The sequence below is a fragment of the Maribacter algicola genome, assembly GCF_003933245.1.
In the GTDB taxonomy this organism is placed as follows: domain Bacteria; phylum Bacteroidota; class Bacteroidia; order Flavobacteriales; family Flavobacteriaceae; genus Maribacter; species Maribacter algicola.
Genome location: NZ_QUSX01000001.1, coordinates 1,795,827 through 1,816,950 on the forward strand (window position 1 = coordinate 1,795,827; position 21,124 = coordinate 1,816,950).

At 39.6% G+C, this 21,124-nt stretch carries 9 protein-coding genes; 4 read left to right on the forward strand and 5 right to left on the reverse strand.

Going from position 1 to position 21,124, the window contains the following annotated elements; genetic code table 11:
* Window positions 1-27: 27 nt before the first annotated feature.
* The 5 genes from DZC72_RS07620 to DZC72_RS07640 form a co-directional block, all read right to left on the reverse strand.
* The gene (locus DZC72_RS07620) at window positions 28-3,285 is read right to left on the reverse strand and encodes a VCBS repeat-containing protein (protein WP_125222241.1); all 3,258 of its coding nucleotides are present in this window, start codon (window positions 3,283-3,285) and stop codon (window positions 28-30) included.
* Window positions 3,275-6,607, reverse strand: coding sequence for a VCBS repeat-containing protein (locus tag DZC72_RS07625; RefSeq protein WP_243641673.1), 3,333 nt, complete (start codon window positions 6,605-6,607; stop codon window positions 3,275-3,277). The genes DZC72_RS07620 and DZC72_RS07625 overlap by 11 nt, the downstream gene beginning before the upstream one ends.
* Before the next feature lie 13 nt (window positions 6,608-6,620).
* Window positions 6,621-9,929, reverse strand: coding sequence for a VCBS repeat-containing protein (locus tag DZC72_RS07630; RefSeq protein ID WP_125222243.1), 3,309 nt, complete (start codon window positions 9,927-9,929; stop codon window positions 6,621-6,623).
* A 160-nt stretch (window positions 9,930-10,089) separates the two neighbouring features.
* Window positions 10,090-11,721 (reverse strand): RagB/SusD family nutrient uptake outer membrane protein, encoded by a 1,632-nt coding sequence (locus tag DZC72_RS07635; protein WP_125222244.1) that lies wholly within the window; start codon window positions 11,719-11,721, stop codon window positions 10,090-10,092.
* Window positions 11,722-11,742: 21 nt separating this feature from the next.
* Complete coding sequence (locus tag DZC72_RS07640) at window positions 11,743-14,874, reverse strand: SusC/RagA family TonB-linked outer membrane protein (RefSeq protein WP_125222245.1); 3,132 nt, start codon at window positions 14,872-14,874, stop codon at window positions 11,743-11,745.
* Window positions 14,875-15,232: 358 nt separating this feature from the next.
* Here DZC72_RS07640 and DZC72_RS07645 point away from each other — a divergent pair, with 358 nt between their 5' ends.
* The 4 genes from DZC72_RS07645 to DZC72_RS07660 are packed head-to-tail and all read left to right on the forward strand — an operon-like array spanning window position 15,233 to window position 21,101.
* Window positions 15,233-16,249: a LacI family DNA-binding transcriptional regulator gene (locus DZC72_RS07645; RefSeq protein WP_125222246.1), complete on the forward strand. Its 1,017-nt coding sequence runs from the start codon at window positions 15,233-15,235 to the stop codon at window positions 16,247-16,249.
* A gap of 14 nt (window positions 16,250-16,263) precedes the next feature.
* Window positions 16,264-16,917: a beta-phosphoglucomutase gene (gene pgmB / locus DZC72_RS07650; RefSeq protein ID WP_125222247.1), complete on the forward strand. Its 654-nt coding sequence runs from the start codon at window positions 16,264-16,266 to the stop codon at window positions 16,915-16,917.
* Between the two features lie 55 nt (window positions 16,918-16,972).
* Entirely contained in the window at window positions 16,973-19,279 is a 2,307-nt protein-coding gene (locus DZC72_RS07655) for a glycoside hydrolase family 65 protein (protein ID WP_125222248.1), read from the forward strand.
* Window positions 19,280-19,331: 52 nt separating this feature from the next.
* Entirely contained in the window at window positions 19,332-21,101 is a 1,770-nt protein-coding gene (locus tag DZC72_RS07660; protein WP_125222249.1) for an alpha-amylase family glycosyl hydrolase, read from the forward strand.
* Window positions 21,102-21,124 lie beyond the last annotated feature (23 nt).

Genomic DNA, 21,124 nt, shown 5'->3' on the forward strand with positions numbered 1-21,124 from the left:
TATTTTATTGGGAATTGCGCCTTGTCCTTAGGGAAGTATCTTATATAGTTGGGCCTTTTCGTTATTGAATGTGGCCAACAAATAAGGTTGGTCATGAAAACGAAGAATATTAAGGTGTCTTAATGATTTAAACATGAATTTTAACCCTAACTCGTTACCCAAAATGATATCATCGGAGGAATTGATCAATGCCCCCGGAAAGGAATCAAACCTACCATGGTAAGGCTTAACACCAAAATAGTTGCCTCCGGCCAATACTTCCTGACTTCCATCACCATCAAAGTCATATTTTAAAAACGTCAAAATAGGGGCCAACTGCATTTCAAAAGGAAAAGCTACAAACTCAAATTTTCCATTCTCATTTTTTAGATAGCCCGAGTTTAAGTTGGTTACGGTTAGGACCGTGGATTCATCAAGGATATCTTTCCCAAGTACATCTTCAATGGACTTACCGGCAAAGGCGGCATAGGACGTGAATTTTTTTCTTAGGAATACGAGTTGACCGGATAGTTCATTAAGTCCGTCGATTGGATAATAGGCATCTTGATTGTAGTTACATACAATAGTCTCCGTATTGCCATTCCCATCAAAATCATGATAATACATTTTCAATGGATGCTTTTTAGAAGCAGAAAATTTGGAATTCGTGCCCCAATTGCCTAATAGATAATCAAGATCACCGTCTCCATCCATATCAAAGCTTTGTATACTTTGCCATAGACCGGTCAAATCGCCGGATACCAAATCGTCATCCCATATAAAGTTGCCGTTGTTATTCTTAAGGAATTTTGGTGCCATCCATTCACCGATAACAATCAAATCGATTTGTCCGTCTTGGTTATAATCCTCTGCAATGGCATCTGTAACCATACCCAATGACTCAAAGATTTTTTGGTTTTTTATGAAATACTCCCCATTATCATTTACCAGTATATATGAATCCGCTGGTCTTCCAAAATCTCCGGAAACGGATTGGCTTCCGATGAATAGGTCCAGATCGCCGTCTCCATCAATATCAATGGGTACTATAACCGAAGTGTTGCCATACAGTTCAGGAAATTGAGAACTCGCGGCTGAACCTTCGTTGGGTCCAATGGTATAGTAGCTGTTAGTCAATGGCTTTGCCTGCCCGTAAAAATCGGCACCTCCTGTTCCAATTAATAAATTGGGCGAACTATCCTTGCCCGGATTCAAAATTAGGGAGACCACGTCTTCTTTTACGGAGTCCTGTTGAATATTGGGATAGGCCATTTTTACAAAACTGGAGTCCTGTTGAATAAATATCTGTGAAGGAATAAACTTGGAACTTCCAAAATAAATATCGTCCTTACCATCATTGTTCAAATCCCCAATGCTAGTTGCTGGTCCACGATCTGAGGTTTGGTAGGGGATTAGCTTTTGCCGATTAAAATCAGTATAAGAATCTTCAATATGTGCAAAATCAATACCTAGATTGTCTTCTACAATAGTGAACAATGTTTTGGTAGCAGATGTATTTGTCTTGTTATAGGGCTGGGTGTTTTGTGGCGATACTTCCAAGGTTTGATTTACGGAAACATTTTTAAGTATTTGGTAGGATAGGTCAGGCCAGATGATTTCTAATGAGTCTATTGTTGTCAATTGGTCAAATCCAAAATGAATAATAGGTTGAGAAGAAGATTGAAATCCCCGAACGGTGTAGAGCTCCCTGAACTGCAAACTGCCGTTTGCATAAGATTTTACTTTTGTTCCAATGCCAAAAGGATTACCTTCCTTGTATGTTAGTTTTAGCTTTAGGTAATTGGAACTATTATTGGTTTGGTTTTCGTAAAAGGTAATTTCACTGTTTAGGTTATTGGTTACTATGTCCAAGTCACCGTCGTTATCCAAATCCCCAAAAGCCGTTGCTCCGGAAACAAGAGTGTCTTGAGGAATCCATTTCGTGGACTGGTCTAGGAAAGAGGCTCCAGAGGTCCCTTGAAAAACTTTGTTTGCAATATTCCCTGATGGCATTAATTCCAATGCTTTTTTATCAATGAGATTCGTATTATTTATTTTCTTCTCTACATTGTCATTGGACAAGAAATTAATGTAGTCCAAATCATTTGGGCGTTTTGGAATCCCGTTACTTATGAAAAGATCTTGTTCCCCATCTTGGTCATAATCCCCAAATAGGGCGCTCCAACTCCAATCTGAAGCGGCGACGCCACTTGCAAGGGCACTTTCCATAAATGTGCCGTCCGGTTGGTTGAGGTAGAGCATGTTACGGGTAAATTGGTAGTGATAGCCATAGTCGTTGATACGAAGTTTTTGAACTTGGATATTATCATCCCCTTCGGAAGATTTTAGCACTTTTTCGTCCTCAGGTAACATATCCAAGGAAATCAGATCGGGACGACCGTCATGGTTAATGTCCGCGACATCACTACCCATGGAAAATCTGGAAGTATGGCCAAAATTTATTCTAAGACTTTCCGTAAAGGTCCCATCTCCATTATTTAGGTAATAATAATCATCCTCATGAAAGTCATTCCCAATGTAGAGGTCTGGATATCCGTCCATATTGAAATCCGAAACGGCTACGCCCAGTCCGTAGCCATTGATGCCTCCAAATATTCCCGCTTCCTCACTTACATCAACAAACTTCCCGTTATCGTTCCTGAGTAACTTATCACCCGTTTCGTAATTTCGTTGATATCTAAGTTGTACATTGCCAAAGGTATCCTGGGTGTGGACGGCGTGATTCAATAGATACATGTCCAAATCGCCATCCAGGTCAAAATCCAAAAAAGCGGCGTTAGAGCTGTAGGATTCAAAATCCAAACCATAGGCAGCAGATTTTTCAATAAATGTACCGTCGCCTTGATTTATAAAAAGCTCATTATGTCCGTTAAAACCATTGAGGCCAACAACGGCACAAACATAAATGTCCAGTAGTCCGTCACCGTTTACATCGCCCATCACTGAGCCCGTGTTCCAAGAGCTTTTACCGGCTACCCCGGCTTTCTCAGTAATATCTTCGAATTTTAGATTGCCTTTGTTGAGGTACAATTTATTTTCAAGTTGATTGGCGGATAAATAAATGTCCGGCAACCCATCATTATTAATGTCTCCTATAGCAATACCTCCACCATTGTAGAAATAGAGATAGTCCAGAATATTAAGGTCATCCGTTTCCTTTAGGGTGTTTGCAAATTTGATACCGGTCTGTTCCGAAGAAACTTTTTTAAAGACCTCTCCTGAATTTTTATCGGTACAACTTATAGAAATCAGTAACGTAAAGAAAGCTATGGATTTAATTCTCATGAAGGCGATAGATTTTCGGGGCAGCATTATTTATAGCCGCAACAATAAATTGATTTCCGGATTTATCCTTAAGTATTTTGAGATGTTTTACTTCATTTCTAATGAACATTCCACTTTTATCATAGTTTTGCCATTCAAAACCAAGTTTTCCATCCCCTAAAAGAACATTGCCGTAATTGGCATCCAATCTTGAAAATTGAGGCTTAAATTCAAAATTGTTCCCTGCCATTATTAGATCTAGGTTGCCGTCCCTATTCACATCTGTGCATGCTATACCGCAAATACAGGAAAATTGGACTTGTGGTGGTAAGATTTTGACGGAAAATTCACCATTCCCCTCGTTGATTGCAATAACGGACTCTGAGGTTGAAGCCGTTTTAACGATGGAATTATCTATAACTCCTTTTGAAAATAACTTGTCTATCGTTCTTTTTGCATAATCCGAAGCTTTAATGTTTGCCTTTTTAAGGGCCAATATCTGGGTCGTTAACTCCTTTTTTTGATGTAGCGGGTAATCGCCCTCGTCATATCGTTGGGTTACAATTTGTTCAATGGTACCATCATTGTCAAAATCGTTTACCCACATCTTCATAGGATTTCCTGGGGTTGGTTTGTAATGTAGATTGCTTCCTGCGTTACCTAAGATCAGATCTATATCGCCATCATTGTCCAAGTCCTTTGCATCAATAGCGCCCCACCAACCGCTGAGGCTATCTAGGCTGGTATCCCATTGACTAAGTCTACGTCCGGAGTTTTTAAATATTTTAGGTGTTCCCCAATCAGAAACTGTAATCAAGTCTTTTTTATCGTCAGAATCTATATCTACCCAGATGGCATCAGTGACCATTCCGGCATTTTTTAAGTCATAGGCAGATTTTTCGGTAACGTCGGTAAAGGTATTGTCCCCATTGTTTTGGAGCAACAAATGATTTGGGTCTACACCATAGGTGCTTACCACACTTCTGGAGCCAATAAAAATATCAGGGTAACCGTCACCGTTGAAATCATTCGTGACTATAACGGATATATTTTTATTGGTACTGGGCAGTTTAGTGTTCAACTTGGTATAGTTGGCTTTTCCATTATTAATATAAATCCTTGCTTCATAGGTGTTCTGCATACCTATTTCGTTTCCGCCACTTCCAACGATAAGATCTAGATCCCCGTCATTGTCCATATCGAAGAAAGCCGCCGCAGTGTCTTCCTGTGCTGCATCTACATCAAAATAGGATGAAGTTGGCCTTCCAATCTTGGCATTATCCCCAAAAAGATAAAGTGCGCCTGGTTGTCCTTTGGCCCCCCCAATGAAAAGATCATCATTACCATCACCGTTAACATCCCCAATGGCCATTGCGGGACCTTCTTGAGCCAAGGATTGATAAATTAGACCCTCGTTGTTGAAATCATTGTATTCATTTTCATTATGGGCAATTAAATAGGGGTTTTTCACTTCTTGCAAAAGAGGCGTGGATTCAACTTTTTTAGGAAGCTTGTATTTAGTAGTAGCATTCTCTTGATTAAATGTCAAGGTAGTATTGACTTCAACATTTTCCAATTTTTCCGTAAGGTCATTCGGCCAAATAATTCGGATAGAATCTAGAGTAGTTTGACCTCCAAGCCCTATGGTCATTGGGTATTCTACCGAAGATTGAAACCCACGTGAAGGTATCAACGTTTGCTCTATGATCTGGTCCTTAAAATAAAGTTTGGCGACCGTACCTATAGCGAATTTGTTTTTATCCGATCCTATGAACTTTAATTTTATAAAATTGTTTTTGTTTTGTTTTTCCGAATTGTTACGGTAGACAAAACTTTCCATATTCACATTATTCACTACAAGGTCCAAATCCCCGTCATTGTCCAAATCCCCATAAGCTGCTCCATTGGATTTGCTGGGCAATTCAAATCCCCATTCCCTGTTTGCATTTTTAAAAGTAATGTCCCCTTTATTTTTATAGGCGTAATTGGGAAGGGGAGTCATGGGCATTTTGTTGATGATGGAATCAATAGATTCTTTATGACCGGTAAGGGCCATTTTTTGGATGATTTCATTGGCAAAGAAGTCTACAAAATCCAAATCCGTGAGGTCATGGTTTATACCGTTGGTGATGAAAATATCCTTAAGGCCATCATTATCCATATCGAACATAAGTCCGGACCAGCTCCAATCCGTTGCCTCAATTCCACTATAATAGGCAATTTCTGAAAACGAACCATTTCCGTTGTTCAATTGTAAGGTATTTTGAATGTACTGTTGGTGAAAGTCCTTACTTTGCTTGAGTTTAAAAACGTTATAACCTTCAAACTCCATAACGGATTTCACGCGCTGGTCCGGTTCTGGGAGCATATCGGTAATAAAGATATCACTTAGGCCATCATTATTGATGTCCGCGATGTCTATGCCCATTGCGGATAGACTTAGGTGATTTGTCCACTTTTTTATTTCTTCACTGAATGTTCCGTCCTGATTATTAATGTATAGGTAATCCCTTTCATAGAAATCATTGGAAACATAAATATCCGGGTAAAGGTCTTGATTTATATCGGTAACCATGACTCCAAGACCAAAACCAATTAAACTGCCGTAGATTCCGGACTCTTCACTAACGTCCACAAATTTTCCATCATCGTTTCTTAACAACATATCGCCTACGCCCTTGAAGATATCTGGAACACCCTCCCAATCCTGTGCACGTACTTCCCGCTGTTCTGCATATCCTAGGCTACTCACAGGGATGTTACTATTGTTAAGGATGTAAGCATCTAGATCACCATCTTTATCATAGTCAAAAAAAGTGGCATGTGTGGAAAAACCTGTTTTTGCCAAGTTATATTCTACCGCACTTTCCGTAAAGGTCAAGTCGCCATTGTTGATGAACAGGTCATTATCATGGTTATTGCCTTCCATATTTCCGGCATTGCTTACATAGATATCCAAAAATCCATCATTGTTGATATCTGCCATAGTAACTCCTGTTGACCAAGGTTTGTTACCTGTAACACCGGCGGATTCCGAAATATCCTCAAACTGAAAATTTCCTTTGTTGAGGTAAAGTCGGTTAGGCACCATGTTTCCCGTTAAATATACATCTGTAAGGCCATCATTATTTATATCTCCTAGCGCTACACCGCCGCCATTATAGAAATTTCTGTATTTGAAGATGTTGAAATTCTTTTGGTTTTCAATGTTATTGTAAAACCTGATTCCTGTACTGTCTGGGGACATCAAGGTAAAAAGAGTATTTTCCATTTTCTGTGGCTCGTTTCCTCCACTGGATTTTTCCTTACAGGAATAGCCTAGAAAAATTGCAATTAATGACATGATATAATAAGCCTTATTCATTTTGATTCTTGTATGTAAAAAAAATTGGTGAGGCATTGTTACGGGCAATAATAAATGCCTCCCTGTTTTTTAGTTTAATTTTTTGTATTTCCCTGGCTGCTCCATCAATTTCCAACATTTGGTATTGGCCTGTAAATGGATTTTGATTGTCCTTGGAATGGTACAAAATTAATCCATGTAATGCATCTAACCGACCTAGCTGCGTACTCATTTCAAAGGTATTACCAACAATCAATAAATCAGAATAACCATCTCCGTTAAAATCTCCAGAAGTTATGTCGTGAACGGAAGATGCCTGTGTAATTAATGGCAGCGGTTGCTTTTTAAACTTCCCGTTTCCTTCGTTCAAGAATAAACAACTTTTTAATTCATAGACAAATTTTTTATCCGATTCGCTCAATGTGGAATTACCGAATATCTCTTCAATACTCGCTTTGGCAAAAGAATTATAGGAAAGAAACCTCTTGTTGAGGAACGGCATTTGCTTTACTAGTTCATCCTTGGAAGCGAATGGTGTTTCCGTATTGCCATGATAATAGGTTATAACTGGATCTTTTTGTCCGTTGGAATCAAAATCATAGTTGTACAGGGTAATGGGTTTTTCTTCAGTAGCCTGGAATTTGGTGTTGCTACCCCAATTTCCGGCAATAATATCCTGATCGCCATCATTGTCAACATCCATAGTAAATATGGTGTTCCACCATCCATGAGTCTGTTCTAAGCCATTTGATTTTAAAAGTTTTAACTTTTTGCCATCGTTGATAAAAATGGAAATAGGCATCCAGTGACCAACCGCTATTAAGTCGCTTAGTCCATCACCGTTGATATCTTCCCATAGCACATCTTTTACATTCCCTATTTTTTTGAGCTCTGGGGCAATAGTATTGACAGCATTGGTAAACGTTCCATTTCCATCATTTACAAAGAAATATTGTTCTGGAACTTCGCCGTACATAGAGGGTACAAGGTCTGAAGTTATAACAACGTCCATATCCCCATCATTGTCATAGTCAAAGGGCAACACCTTGGAAGCATTAAGGGCAACGTTTTCAAAGGCAGTAACGTCCTCATTAAAAGTCCCCTTATAGTTCAAGTAAAGCCTGGGTTTTAATGGGTTTCCATCACGAAATTCGTTTCCGCCACTTGCCACCAAAAGGTCTAGATTGCTGTCCCCATTTGCATCAAAAAAAGAACTGGTAACGTCTTCGTTGATAGATTTAGGGTGGAACAAATCTGATTGACTTTCGGCAAACTGTCCATTTTTATCTTGAATATATAATTTGGAGGATTGCGTTTTGGCTCCTCCAATAAATATATCCGAAAGGCCATCCATATTAATGTCGGCTACGGAAATTGCAGGTCCTTCATTGGATGAGGCAAAAGGAATCAAGGGTTCTTTGTTAAAGTCAAGTGTCTGTTTTTCTTCATGAACAAAATCTATGGCAAAATCCTTTCCTGTGTAATAGTTATACACTAAAGACTTTTTTTTCGGAATAAAACTTGAACGTTCAGGAGCTTCATAAGTCACTACGATTTCCTTATTCAGCTTTAGCTTGGTGATTTTCTTTATTGAATTGTCCGGCCAAATGATGGATAGTGAATCCACTACGGAGTCTTTTCCCATTCCAAAAATTAGAGTATTGGAACCTGATGAAAGGTAATTGTTGGATGGGTAAAGTTCTTGGAACTGTTCATTTCCGTTCGAATAAACATATACCTTTGCTCCTATAGCGTTGATGTTTTTGGAAGGTCCTTTAAATTTTAGTTTAACGAAGTTGTTGTTTTGCAGGGTGTTTTCCATAATGGTAGCTTCTTCATCTATATTATTTATTATTAGATCAAGGTCTCCGTCGTTATCCAAATCGGCAAAGGCACAACCATTGCTAAATGAAGGTTGGCTTTCGAACCAGTTATTAGTATTATCCGAAAATGTTAGATCCCCATTATTTTTAAAAATATAGTTGGCTACTTTTTTTTCAGGAATTTCATTAATTAATGGCATATCTGTATTCCTCATGCCGGCATCTATCCTGCGCTGAATATCTTCATTGGCAATGAAGTTCATATAATCCATGTCATTGGTAGCTCCTTTTATTCCGTTGGTAATAAAAAGGTCTTTATGCCCATCATTATCAAAGTCTGCCAATAAGGGTCCCCAAGACCATTCAGTTGCGGAAATGCCGCTTAAAAAACCGATTTCCGAAAAGCTGGAACCTGAATTATTTAGGTGTAGGGTGTTTTGCATGAATTGTGGAGCAAAACCATTTTTTAAATATTGTTGATAAATTGGATAACCATATTCCAGCCCCGAAGTTTTGTAGGTCTGTAAATCTTCGGGAAGCATATCCAAAGAAATGATGTCCGGATAACCGTCATTATTAACATCCGCTATGGCATTTCCCATGGAGTAGTGCGAGGTATGGCCCATTTTTGTGTCATCATGGGATATTATTTCCTTAAATGTGCCGTCTTGTTGATTGATGTAGAGATAATCATTTTCAAAGAAATCATTGCCAATATAAATATCCGGATAGCCATCAAGATTAATGTCCGAGATGGAAATTCCCAAACCATATCCACTTTTTCCCTGGAATATTCCAGCTTTCTTACTTACATCGGTAAAATGGCCATTTACATTCTCATAAAGTAGGTCTCCTGAAATTGGGTCAATTTTAGACCGATTTTCTCCTTTACCGTAATTGAGGTTCGGATGGACTGAATGGTTCAATAAGTACATATCTAAATCCCCATCAAGGTCATAATCAAAAAATACAGCTTTGGTAGAAAGTCCTTCGAAATCTAGACCATATTCCATTGATTGGTCCTTGAAAATAGGATTTCCAGAAGCGTCTAACCCCTGATTTACAAACAGTTTATTTTTTCCTTTTAGGGCTCTGTATCCTGAAGCCTGACAGATGTAGATATCCAATAATCCGTCGTTGTTAATGTCTACCTGAGTGACCCCGGTAGTCCAGCTGTTTAAATCCATTTCATCCCAAGGGATAGGTATTTTTTTAAACCTGAAATTTCCTTGGTTTACGTAGAAGGCGGGGGGTACTTGGTTACCCGCAAAAAAAAGATCTATAAGTCCATCGTTATTATAATCTGCGGTAATAACACCAGCACCGTTGTAATAGTACAAATAATTGAGAATATTTAGTCGAGGAGTACTTGTTAGGGTATTTGAGAACTGGATGCCGGTACTGCTGGACGGTAACCTGTTAAAGAGTTTGTCCTTAGTATTTTTAGCACATCCTGTTAAAAGTAGTAGTAAACCAATATATACCAAGTGTTTTTGCATAAGGGCCAAGCAAGCAAAAGTGAGTGTAAAGAAATGAATTTATTAGCTTTTAGAAATACTTTTTAACCTTGCACTAACTGTTTTAAACTTTTATTAAGTTTTATTAAAAAAAGAATCCCTTCCATGGAAGGGATTCTTATATACTCAAAAAATTGAACTACTATTCGTAACCTGGATTTTGCACCAAATTTGGATTGGCCAATAGCTGTGGTAATGGGATGGGGAACAACAATCTTTTCTGATTTGCAATTTCCGCATCATTCTTAAATTCCCATGCTCTAAGATATTGTCCAAAACGAATTAAATCATTTCTTCTCCAACCTTCAGTATATAATTCCCTTCCTCTTTCATCAAGAATGTCGCTTTCAGCTACTGAACCAAGTGGATTCGCACCCCTTAACACACGTAGTGTATTAATCATTTCAGTTGGGTCACCACCGCTTCTGAACATTGCTTCCGCTTTCATTAAATAGGCGTCGGCATATCTAAACTGCACTTTATGCAATGTAGTTTCACCAAAACGGGGATTGTATTTAATAATTCGAATACCTGTTCTTTCACTATTATTTATCAAATTTTTGGAACCGGTTCCGTCTACAAAATCTCTAGTAAAGGCCAAATCAACGCCCTGTCTGTCTTGTAATTTACTTCCATCCAAATCGTATTGTTGGTTTACTAAAAATCCAAAACCAACGTTGGAGCCAAATTCATATCCTTCTACATCTTCTGTATATTCTCTACCGGTAAATGGAAGTCCTTCTGCAGGAACACCTCCACGTCTAATTTCTTGTCCATCCAAGGGAGTAAGATCAGTTTCAACCCTATTGCTATTTGGGTCTCCTTCGAATAAATCATAGTATTCAGCCAAGGTACTAAATCCATTCCATCCGCCACCCCCGGCTAGACCAAAAGAATTCAAGTGAAGTGGAGCGTAAATCATGTTTTGTACGTTGGATTCTGTGAACCAAATCGTTTCACTGTCTGGACTGGCTTTGAAAATCTCAAAATAGTTCTCGTCCAATTCATATCCATCTGCTGTAATAGCATCAACCAAAGAAATGACTTCGGCCATATCTCCTGCATCAGGAGATCCACCACCACCGTTTAACTGGTTTACATAAACATGTTTGTTTAAAAGAATTTTTGCTTTTAAGAATCTAGCGGCTGCTTTACCAGGTCTTTTCAGCTCTTCCCCTGAATTTCCTGTAAGTGAAGGTAAACCTGATATACAAGTGTCTAGGTCAGCTAAGATAAAATCTACAGCAGCCTGACCAGAAAGTACCTCTGGCAATGCTGTGGTAGGTAAACTTGTATCCCTGAACGGTACTTGTCCATAAAGGTCTAAAATTCTCCACATGGCATATGCTCTGAGAAAACGTGCTTCTAACTTGACGTCTTCAGGAGAGTTGCTCCTGTCATCTAAAATTTGTGAAGCCAATAGTTGGTTGGAGTTCCATTGCTCAAATGGTGTAATAACATCAGCATCTTCCAAGCCCCATTCGTGCTGGTGTAATTTTCTCCAGCGACCGTTGTCACCCCAGTCAGCTCCTCTAGTGGGAATAAGTTGAGCATCTGTAGTAACTTCTAAAAGGGCATATGTATTAGCTTGGTCAGATAGCTGCCCCCTAACAGCTCCATACAATGCTTCCAATGAAGAAGCCGGGTTTTCAAGTCCTTGGAAACCTTCCGATATAAAGGAATCGGTTTCCTCAATTTCCAAATCGGTACAGGATACAAACCCCGCTGCCATCAGGAAACTTGTTAGATAAATTTTTAAATTAAATCTTTTCATGATAAAACAATTTTTTTTTAATTAAAATGAAGCATTTATTCCAAAAGTAAATGTACGTGGATTTGGGAACGTCATAAAGTCGATACCCCTTGTTGGCAATTCTGCTGCGTTCAAGTTACCAGTATTTACAGTTACCTCAGGATCAATTCCACTATAATCCGTAATTAAGAACAGATTCTGGCCAGTTAAAGAAAATCTAAGGCTTTTCAAAGCACCTTCTCCAGATAAAGGAACTTTATATCCAATAGATGCATTTTGGAACCTTACGAAATCACCTTTTTCTAAGAATCTTGATGATACTGCTGTAGATGCTCCCGGGTCTTCACCAAGGGCAAGTACATTTTGTGTAACGTTTCTTGCAGTACCCAATTGACCTGCGTTAAAGAAGGAGTTCGCGGTGTTGTTGTAAACCGAGAAACCAAATTGTCCTGAGAAAAATGTGTTCACATCCCAGTTTTTATACCTAAAATTCAACGAAAGACCACTTGTAATATCCGGCAATGCATCTTCACCAACAAATGTTTTGTCCACATCAGGATCTCCAACGCCATTTCCATCAACATCTGTATATATTGGATTTCCAGTGCTATCAAATCCTTCGAATATAGCCATGTAATAAGAGAATAAGGAATATCCGGATTCAAAACGTTGCGCAAAAGCACCTGTTAAACCGGGACCGTTTATTGGTCCAGAGTTGATTGCTCCTGCAAAGTCTTGTATTTCATTTTGGTTATAAGAAATATTGAAGTTTGCAGAGAAATTCACATCCTGTTGTTGAATGAAATCATAACCTATGGCAAATTCAATACCTTGGTTGATTACACTCGCATCCACATTACCAAACTGGAATGGAGTTGTAGCAGGGAAAGCAGGAGGTGTACGTAATAATAAGTCTCTTGTGTCCCTGCGATATACATCAATACTACCATTCAATCGATCATTGTTGAATCCAAAATCCAATCCGACATTGTAATCCAATGTACTTTCCCATTTCAATTCAGGATTATCTGTAGCCACAATTGCCAAACCATTTTGTTGTACTACAGCATCATTGTTACTGCCAAGACCTCCAAAACGCTGTCTGGCCACAAAATTACCATAACCTAAACCGGCTTGGTTACCAGTAAGACCTGCACTTAACCTTAACTTAAGAGTCGAGGTATTTTCACCTATAAAATCCTCTTCGGCCAATTGCCAAGCAAAAGCAGCGGAAGGAAAGTAACCATATTGGTTTTCAGGTCCAAATCTAGATGAACCATCCGCCCTCATTGTAGCTGTAAAAAGATATTTGTTATTCAGCGAATAATTGATTCTTCCAAAATAAGATTGCAATTCATCAGTGTTGTCAAAAGTATCAGCGGTAACAGCGTCTACTTTCCTTTCAAATGCATAAGGTATGTTGTCAGTAGTTGAAGAAGGGAATAATCTATTTACGACCAAATCAGATGTATTGGTTGCATAATAGAACTGTTGAAAGGACCCATCAATGGTTCCTTGAGCCTCTTTCACCGTACTTACTAAATCCCTGCCCATTTGATTTAAATCGGTTGTGCTAAATCCTCTACCGGTAGTATTCCTACCTTGGGTTCTAAAGTCTTGGTAAGCATATCCCAGAACAACATCGAGATTCGATTTTTCGAACTCCTTATTATATGAAATGGTTGTCTCTAAGGTTTTATTATCCCTCTCAAGACTGTAATACGTTCCAAAACCCTGTCCTGAAATCCCTGGATAATTGATAATATCAGATGTTAGAACTGAGACATTTTCACTACTCGATTTATCGTATCCAGCATTCACTTTGGCAGAAATTTCAGGAGTGAATTTGTAATCCACAGAACCATTTAATAAAAATCTGTCTGTGTTGCTGATGTTTTGTGATTCAACCAACATGTTGATTGGGTTCCTGGAAATACTTCCTGGAGGTTGAAAGGATATGCTATTGGGCCAAGTAGGATTTGCAGAATAGGTTGCACCTAAAATATCACCTTCAACACCTGCGCCGGAATTCAGCGGTGGTTGTGACCTATTTACCCTTGAAACGGATGTTTGAAGAGTTAACAATAATTTGTCGTCCAAAAATCTTTGGTTTAAATTTAATCTTCCCGTAATTCTTTCAAATTCAGATTTTTCAATGGTACCAAATTGCTTGGAGTAACCAAAAGTAGTACGAACGTTTCCTGATCCATAGTTGTTAGAATAGGAGATGTTATTATTTGTGGATGCTGCTGAACGGAATATTACCTCTTGCCAGTCTGTGTTCGATCCAAAATCGTTGGCAACTGGGTCAGCTCCATAATCCGGTAGTGCTGTTAAAAATTCATCCCTACTTAATAGGTCAAATAGTCTTACGGGCTTGGCAACGCTTAAATTTGAAGAGAATTCCCAAGATCCTTGTGAAGCTCCTTTACCACTTTTGGTGGTAATGATTACAACACCGTTTGCACCACGCGAACCATAGATGGCGGTTGCAGAGGCATCCTTCAGGATACTCATACTTTCAATATCGTTGGGGTTAAGGAAGTTTAACGGGTTACCCACCTGTCCACTGCCAGTTCCTCCGGCATTGGAACCAGTGGCTTCCGTATTTTCACCAAAAAGGGGTACTCCGTCAACAACAAAAAGAGGGTTGTTATTTGCTCTTACCGAGTTGGCTCCCCTAATGTTAATTTGAATACCAGCACCAGGCTCACCGGTTGTTTGTTGAATATTAACACCAGCGGTCTTGCCTTGAATTAATTGTTCCGGAGAGGCAATGTTTCCACCGTTGAAATCCTCGGAGGTTACGGCCGTTACAGATCCTGTAGCATCCTTTACCGTGGTAGTACCATAACCAATTATTACAACTTCTTCCAAAGCTTCAGCGTCTTCTTCCAAAGTAAAGTTTACAGTTGTTCTGCCGTTTACAGATACTTCCTGGGTTTTGTAACCTATATAGCTTACAACTAGAACGGCATCTTCCCCTACTGAAAGGGTGTAGTTTCCATCAAAATCAGTCTGTGTACCGTTTGTTGTTCCCTTTTCCAAAACACTTGCACCTGGCAAGGGGCCAGAAGCATCGGAAACGGTACCCGAAACTTCTTGTGCCTGATTAATGCCAAAGGTCAAAATTGCCCCAAGAACAACTAGGCTTTTTAATAGCGTAATCTTCATAAATTGTTAATTTAAGTTGAGTTTAATTAATTTCAAGAGTTAAAAATATGTAAAAATGTCAAAAGCACACATATAGAATCAATTATATAGTTACGAAACCGTTTTCGTGTTAATAACTTTTAAAAGGATTAAAGGTTTGTGAATCTTGAAGGTGTTAAAATATTCAATTCGTAAAAAAAATAAACCTAAAATGTGAAATTACAATTTTAAACAAATATATGGATTTAATTTTTCTTACTCTTTTCTTGTCAAATATTTAAAGAAATCCAAAAACGTTCTATTTGAATCGGGTTTAAATTTTATTCTAAAATTTATGTAATTTGCTACCTCTGTTATTCCACCTAATACAATTTTCCAATTGAAAAGGAGAGTCACTTTAAAACAAATCGCAAAGGAATTGGAAGTATCTATATCTACGGTTTCCAAAGCATTGAAAAATAGTGAGGAAATCAGTAAGGATACGAAGGAAAAGATTCAGGCGTTCGCCAAACTTTATAATTATAGGCCCAATAATATAGCCCTAAGTCTTAAAAATAGAAAAACAAAAAACATAGGTGTTATTATCCCGGATATTGTCCATCATTTCTTCACTACCGTTTTTAGGGGAATCGAACAATATGCAGGGGAAAAAGGATATAACGTAATGATTTGTGTTTCGGATGAGTCTTTTGAAAAGGAGGTTCTTAATATGGAACTCTTAGCCAATGGCAGCATAGATGGATTCATTATGTCCCTGTCCGCCGAAACACAGGAGAAGAATGATTATACCCATCTCAATGAGGTCTTGAAACAAGGAATTCCCCTTGTACTTTTTGATCGTGTGTCAGAGGAGGTTTTATGTGATAAGGTAATTCTCAATGATGAGGAAATAGCCTATGAGGCGGTGGAGTATATGATCCATACAGGGAAGAGGAATATTGCCTTAATAACCACGGAGGGCTATTTCAATGTTAGTTATGACAGGGCAAAAGGGTATCAAACGGCATTACGGAAAAATGGATTGGATTACAATGATGCATTGGTATTAACATTGCCTTATAAAAGTGAGGACGATACCGATATTTGGAACTTTTTCGAAAACAACGAAATAGATGCCGTACTCTGCGTAAACGAAATTTTTGCGATTAAATGCATGGATGTAGTCCAAAGGCAGGGAAAGAAAGTGCCGGAGGATATTTCTTTCATTGGGTTTACCAACGGAATTTTGTCCAGATATTCAACGCCCAAGTTGACGACTGTGGCGCAGCATGGAGAGCTTATGGGCGAAACAGCCGCCAGATTGCTGATAGACCGAATAGAGAACGATTTGGAAGGAAACCATAAAACAGAAGTGATTTCCGCTACTATTATCCATAGGGAATCCACTATCAATTAGTTACTTTTGCCGGCATGGAAAAAAAGGGATTTATTTTTGATTTGGACGGTGTTATCGTGGATACGGCCAAATATCATTACCTAGCTTGGAAAAAATTGGCCAATGAATTGGGTTTTGACTTTACCTTGGAGCAAAATGAACTTTTTAAGGGGGTTAGCCGAAAGCGTTGTCTTGAGATACTTTTGGAAATTGGAAAAGTTAATGCCAGTAGGGAGCAGTTTGACCGTTGGATGGTCGAAAAAAACAAGGATTATTTGGACTATATTGAAAAAATGGACGCATCGGAGATTTTACCCGATGTACCGCGTGTCCTGGAATTTCTAAAAAACAAGAAGGTTCCAATCGCTTTGGGATCTGCAAGTAAAAATGCTAGACCCATCTTGGAAAAAGTTGGTCTTTTGCCTTTTTTTGATGTCATTGTTGATGGCAATAATGTTACAAAGGCAAAACCGGATCCGGAAGTTTTCTTGATCGCCGCCTCAAATCTTCAAGTAGTACCCCAGAATTGTGTGGTGTTTGAAGATGCGGTTGCTGGCATAAAAGCAGCCAACAACGCCATAATGACAAGTATAGGTATTGGGGATTCGAATACCTTGACCGAAGCGAACTATAATTTCAACGATTTCACGGAAATGACCGATGATTTTTTGAACAGCTTGCTGCAATAAATCGGCTGTATAGGCCAACTAAGAATAGACAAAAATTTTATCCCAATAATAATATATGAATCAGGATTACATACGACCTAACGAGTGGTCCATTATAGAGGAAGGTTTTGATGCGGAAAGGGTAAAATCCTCTGAAAGTCTCTTCAGTATAGGAAATGGGGCCATGGGACAACGGGCCAATTTCGAGGAAACCTATTCCGGGGAAACGTTCCAGGGTAGTTATATTGCAGGTGTCTACTACCCAGATAAAACCCGTGTGGGCTGGTGGAAAAATGGTTATCCGGAGTACTTCGCCAAAGTATTGAACGCGCCTAACTGGATTGGTATAAAGGTGCTTGTAAATGGGACTGAACTCGATTTGGCTACCTGTAAAAAGGTATCGGTTTTCAAGCGTGAATTGAATATGCTAGAGGGTTGGTACAAAAGAAGCTTTGAAGCTGTTTTACCCAACGACGCCCAAGTTGAGGTCCACATTACCAGATTCCTAAGTTTGGAATTGGACGAGGTGGGTGCCATTTCATTTGACATATCCCTAAAAAATATGGATGGTGAAGTAACCTTCATTCCCTATTTGGATAGTGGAATAACCAATGAGGATAGCAATTGGGACGACAAATTCTGGAATACTACCAAGGTGTCCTCATCGGGCAACAGGGCCTTTATTGAAGCCCACACCATGAAGACGCATTTCAAGACCTGCACTTTCATGCAGGCAAGTTTGGATTACAAGGGTGTTTCGATTCCCGGAACTTTGGAAACATCCACGGATACCTTTGTATCCTTGCAATTTTCGCAGAAAGTCTTAAAAGGGGAGAAACTGACCCTCACAAAATTTGGGGGATATACCGTTTCCAGAAACCATCCCGAGGATGCACTGGTAGATGCGGCCAATGAGGCATTGGACAAAGCTACCAATCTTGGTTTTGAAAACTTATTGGAAAAGCAAAAAGAGGCCTGGGCACGGATTTGGGAAATGAGCGATATCAACATCCAAGGTGATATAAAGGCGCAGCAGGGAATTCGGTTCAATATTTTTCAATTGAACCAAACCTATTTAGGAACGGATTCCAGACTGAACATAGGTCCAAAAGGATTTACAGGAGAAAAATATGGGGGTAGTACGTATTGGGATACCGAAGCCTACTGTATACCATTCTATATGGCCACGAAGGACGAAATGGTTGCCCGGAAATTATTGAAATATAGGTATAACCATTTGGAAAAAGCCATTGAGAACGCAGAGAAACTCGGGTTTACCAATGGGGCTGCCCTATATCCCATGGTGACCATGAACGGTGAGGAGTGCCATAACGAATGGGAAATAACATTCGAGGAAATCCACAGAAACGGTGCCATCGCATTTGCTATTTATAATTACTACCGATATACGGGGGATTACTCCTATATTCCAGAGATGGGCTTGGAAGTGCTCATTGGTATTGCCCGTTTTTGGCACCAACGAGCGAATTTTTCCACCCTCAGGAACAAATTTGTCATTTTGGGGGTAACCGGTCCCAACGAATATGAAAATAATGTCAACAACAATTGGTACACCAATTACTTGGCCCAGTGGTGTATCCAATTTGCCCTGGAACAATTGACCAAGGTAAAGGAAGGATATCCGGAGGATTACAAAAGGATAATGGGCAAGACCAACCTTACGCCTACCGAATGTGATGCCTGGAAAAAAGTGGCGGATTCCATGTATTTCCCTTATTCGGAGGAATATGGCGTCTACCTGCAACAGGATGGATTCTTGGACAAGGATTTGGTCAAGGTAAGCGATTTGGAACGATCGGAACGGCCCATTAACCAAAAGTGGAGCTGGGACCGTATTCTACGATCGCCGTATATAAAACAAGCCGATGTGCTTCAAGGCTTCTACTTTTTTGAGGATCATTTTACAACGGATGAACTGGAAAAGCATTTTGATTTTTACGAACCGTTCACCGTGCACGAATCTTCCTTATCACCTTGTGTGCATAGTATCCAAGCGGCAAAATTGGGAAGAATGGAACAGGCGTATACGTTTTACCTTAGAACTTCCAGATTGGATTTGGACGATTATAACAAGGAAGTTGAGGAAGGACTCCATATAACCTCCATGGCAGGTACCTGGATGAGCATCGTTGAAGGTTTTGGGGGTATGCGTGTGGTCAATGATACACTTTCCTTTGAGCCCCGCATACCCAAGCAATGGGACGCTTATTCCTTTAAAGTGAATTTTAGGAACCGCATCATCAAGGTTAAGGTCGCTTCCAACGAATTGACCTTTGAACTGAACGGGGACAACGGAATTTCCATTCTGGTGCGAGGTAAAGCACATGAGTTATTGCCCAAAATGCCCTTAAATGTTAACTAAGACCCCGTATTTTTTGGGGGGTCCGACGATTTGTTGGAAATAGGAAATTGAAATGCAAGGAAAAATCGTAATCTACCACGTTTTTACCCGACTTTTTGGGAATACCAACACTACCAATAAACCCTGGGGAACCATCGAGGAAAATGGGGTGGGCAAGTTTGCGGATTTTACCGATAAGGCCTTATCGGAAATCAAAAAGCTTGGCGTGTCGCACATTTGGTATACCGGTGTTCCGCATCACGCCGTAATCAGGGATTACACGGCCTATGGTATTTCAAATGACGACCCCAACGTGGTTAAAGGGCGCGCAGGTTCCCCCTATGCCGTAAAGGATTATTACAATGTGAATCCGGATTTGGCCCTGGACCCTGCAAAAAGGTTGCAGGAATATAAAGAGCTAATAAATAGGACCCATGCCCATGGTATGAAGGTCATCATGGATATTGTGCCCAATCATGTAGCCCGGGATTATCAAGGTATCTCCAACCCCAATGGTGTACGCAGTTTTGGTGCCGATGATGATACCAGTAAAGAGTATCAAAAAAATAATAATTTTTACTATATCCCCGGCGCCCGTTTTGAAGTGCCGGATTGGAGGGATGGCTATAAGCCCTTGGGCGGTGAACGGCATATATCCATAGGAACGCTCAAGGAAAATCCGGCCAAATGGACAGGGAACGGTTCCAGAAGTCCCAAGCCCGATATGAACGACTGGTACGAAACAGTCCGCGTAAATTACGGTGTAAAACCCGATGGCGGTTTGGATTTCGACCTTCTTCCGTATGATTTTGGGGACAAAGATTTTAAGGAACACTTCCGATTTTGGCAGCATATGGATGTGCCAGATTCTTGGATAAAATTTAGGGACATTGCCTTGTACTGGATGGATTTTGGTGTGGATGGATTTCGATATGACATGGCCGAAATGGTTCCAGTGGAATTTTGGAGCTTTATGAACTCCTACATCAAAATGCGAAATGAGGATGCTTTCTTAATGGCTGAAGTCTATAATCCTGATCTTTACAGAACCTTTATTCACAAAGGAAAAATGGATTATTTATACGATAAGGTCGATTTTTATGACGGTCTCAAACATATCATGAAAGGCTATGGTTGGTCCGATCATATTCCCGTAGTACAGAACAATCTCAAGGATATTGAACATCACATGCTCCATTTCTTGGAAAACCATGATGAACAGCGTATTGCGAGTCCGGAATTTGTAGGCAAGGCCGAAATAGCAAAACCCGCAATGGTGGTTTCCGCCACGATCAGTACTTCCCCCACCATGATCTATTTCGGGCAGGAAGTGGGGGAGCCCGCAGCCGAAAATCCCGGATTTGGAAGTGCCTCAAGGACTTCCATTTTTGATTATGTGGGTGTTCCACATCATCAGAGATGGGTAAACAATAAAAAATTCGATGGGGGTCAATTAACCCAACAGGAGCGGGATTTGCGTGATTTTTACCGGAGACTTTTGAATTTCACCTTGGAAAGCGAAGCCCTAATGGGAAAATATAGGGAAATTCATTTTTACAACAAGGAGCGTACAAAAGGTTATAACCATAGGGTGCTTTCGTACGTGCGATGGTCCGGAAATCAGAAATTGGTTATCGTCCTTAATTTTGATGTGACCGATTCCTTTTCGTTTGATTTAAAAGTTCCAAAGGAGATTTTGGAGCAGTGGAAATTGAAGGAAGGAACCTATGAAATAAAGGATGCTCTCTACGGTATTAGAAATAAATTAAACATTATTGCAGGAGAAGGCCATATAGAAGTGTCTCTTGAACCATTGGAATCCTTTATTTTTGAAATTTTATAGTCTATGTAAGGATACATCCCAAG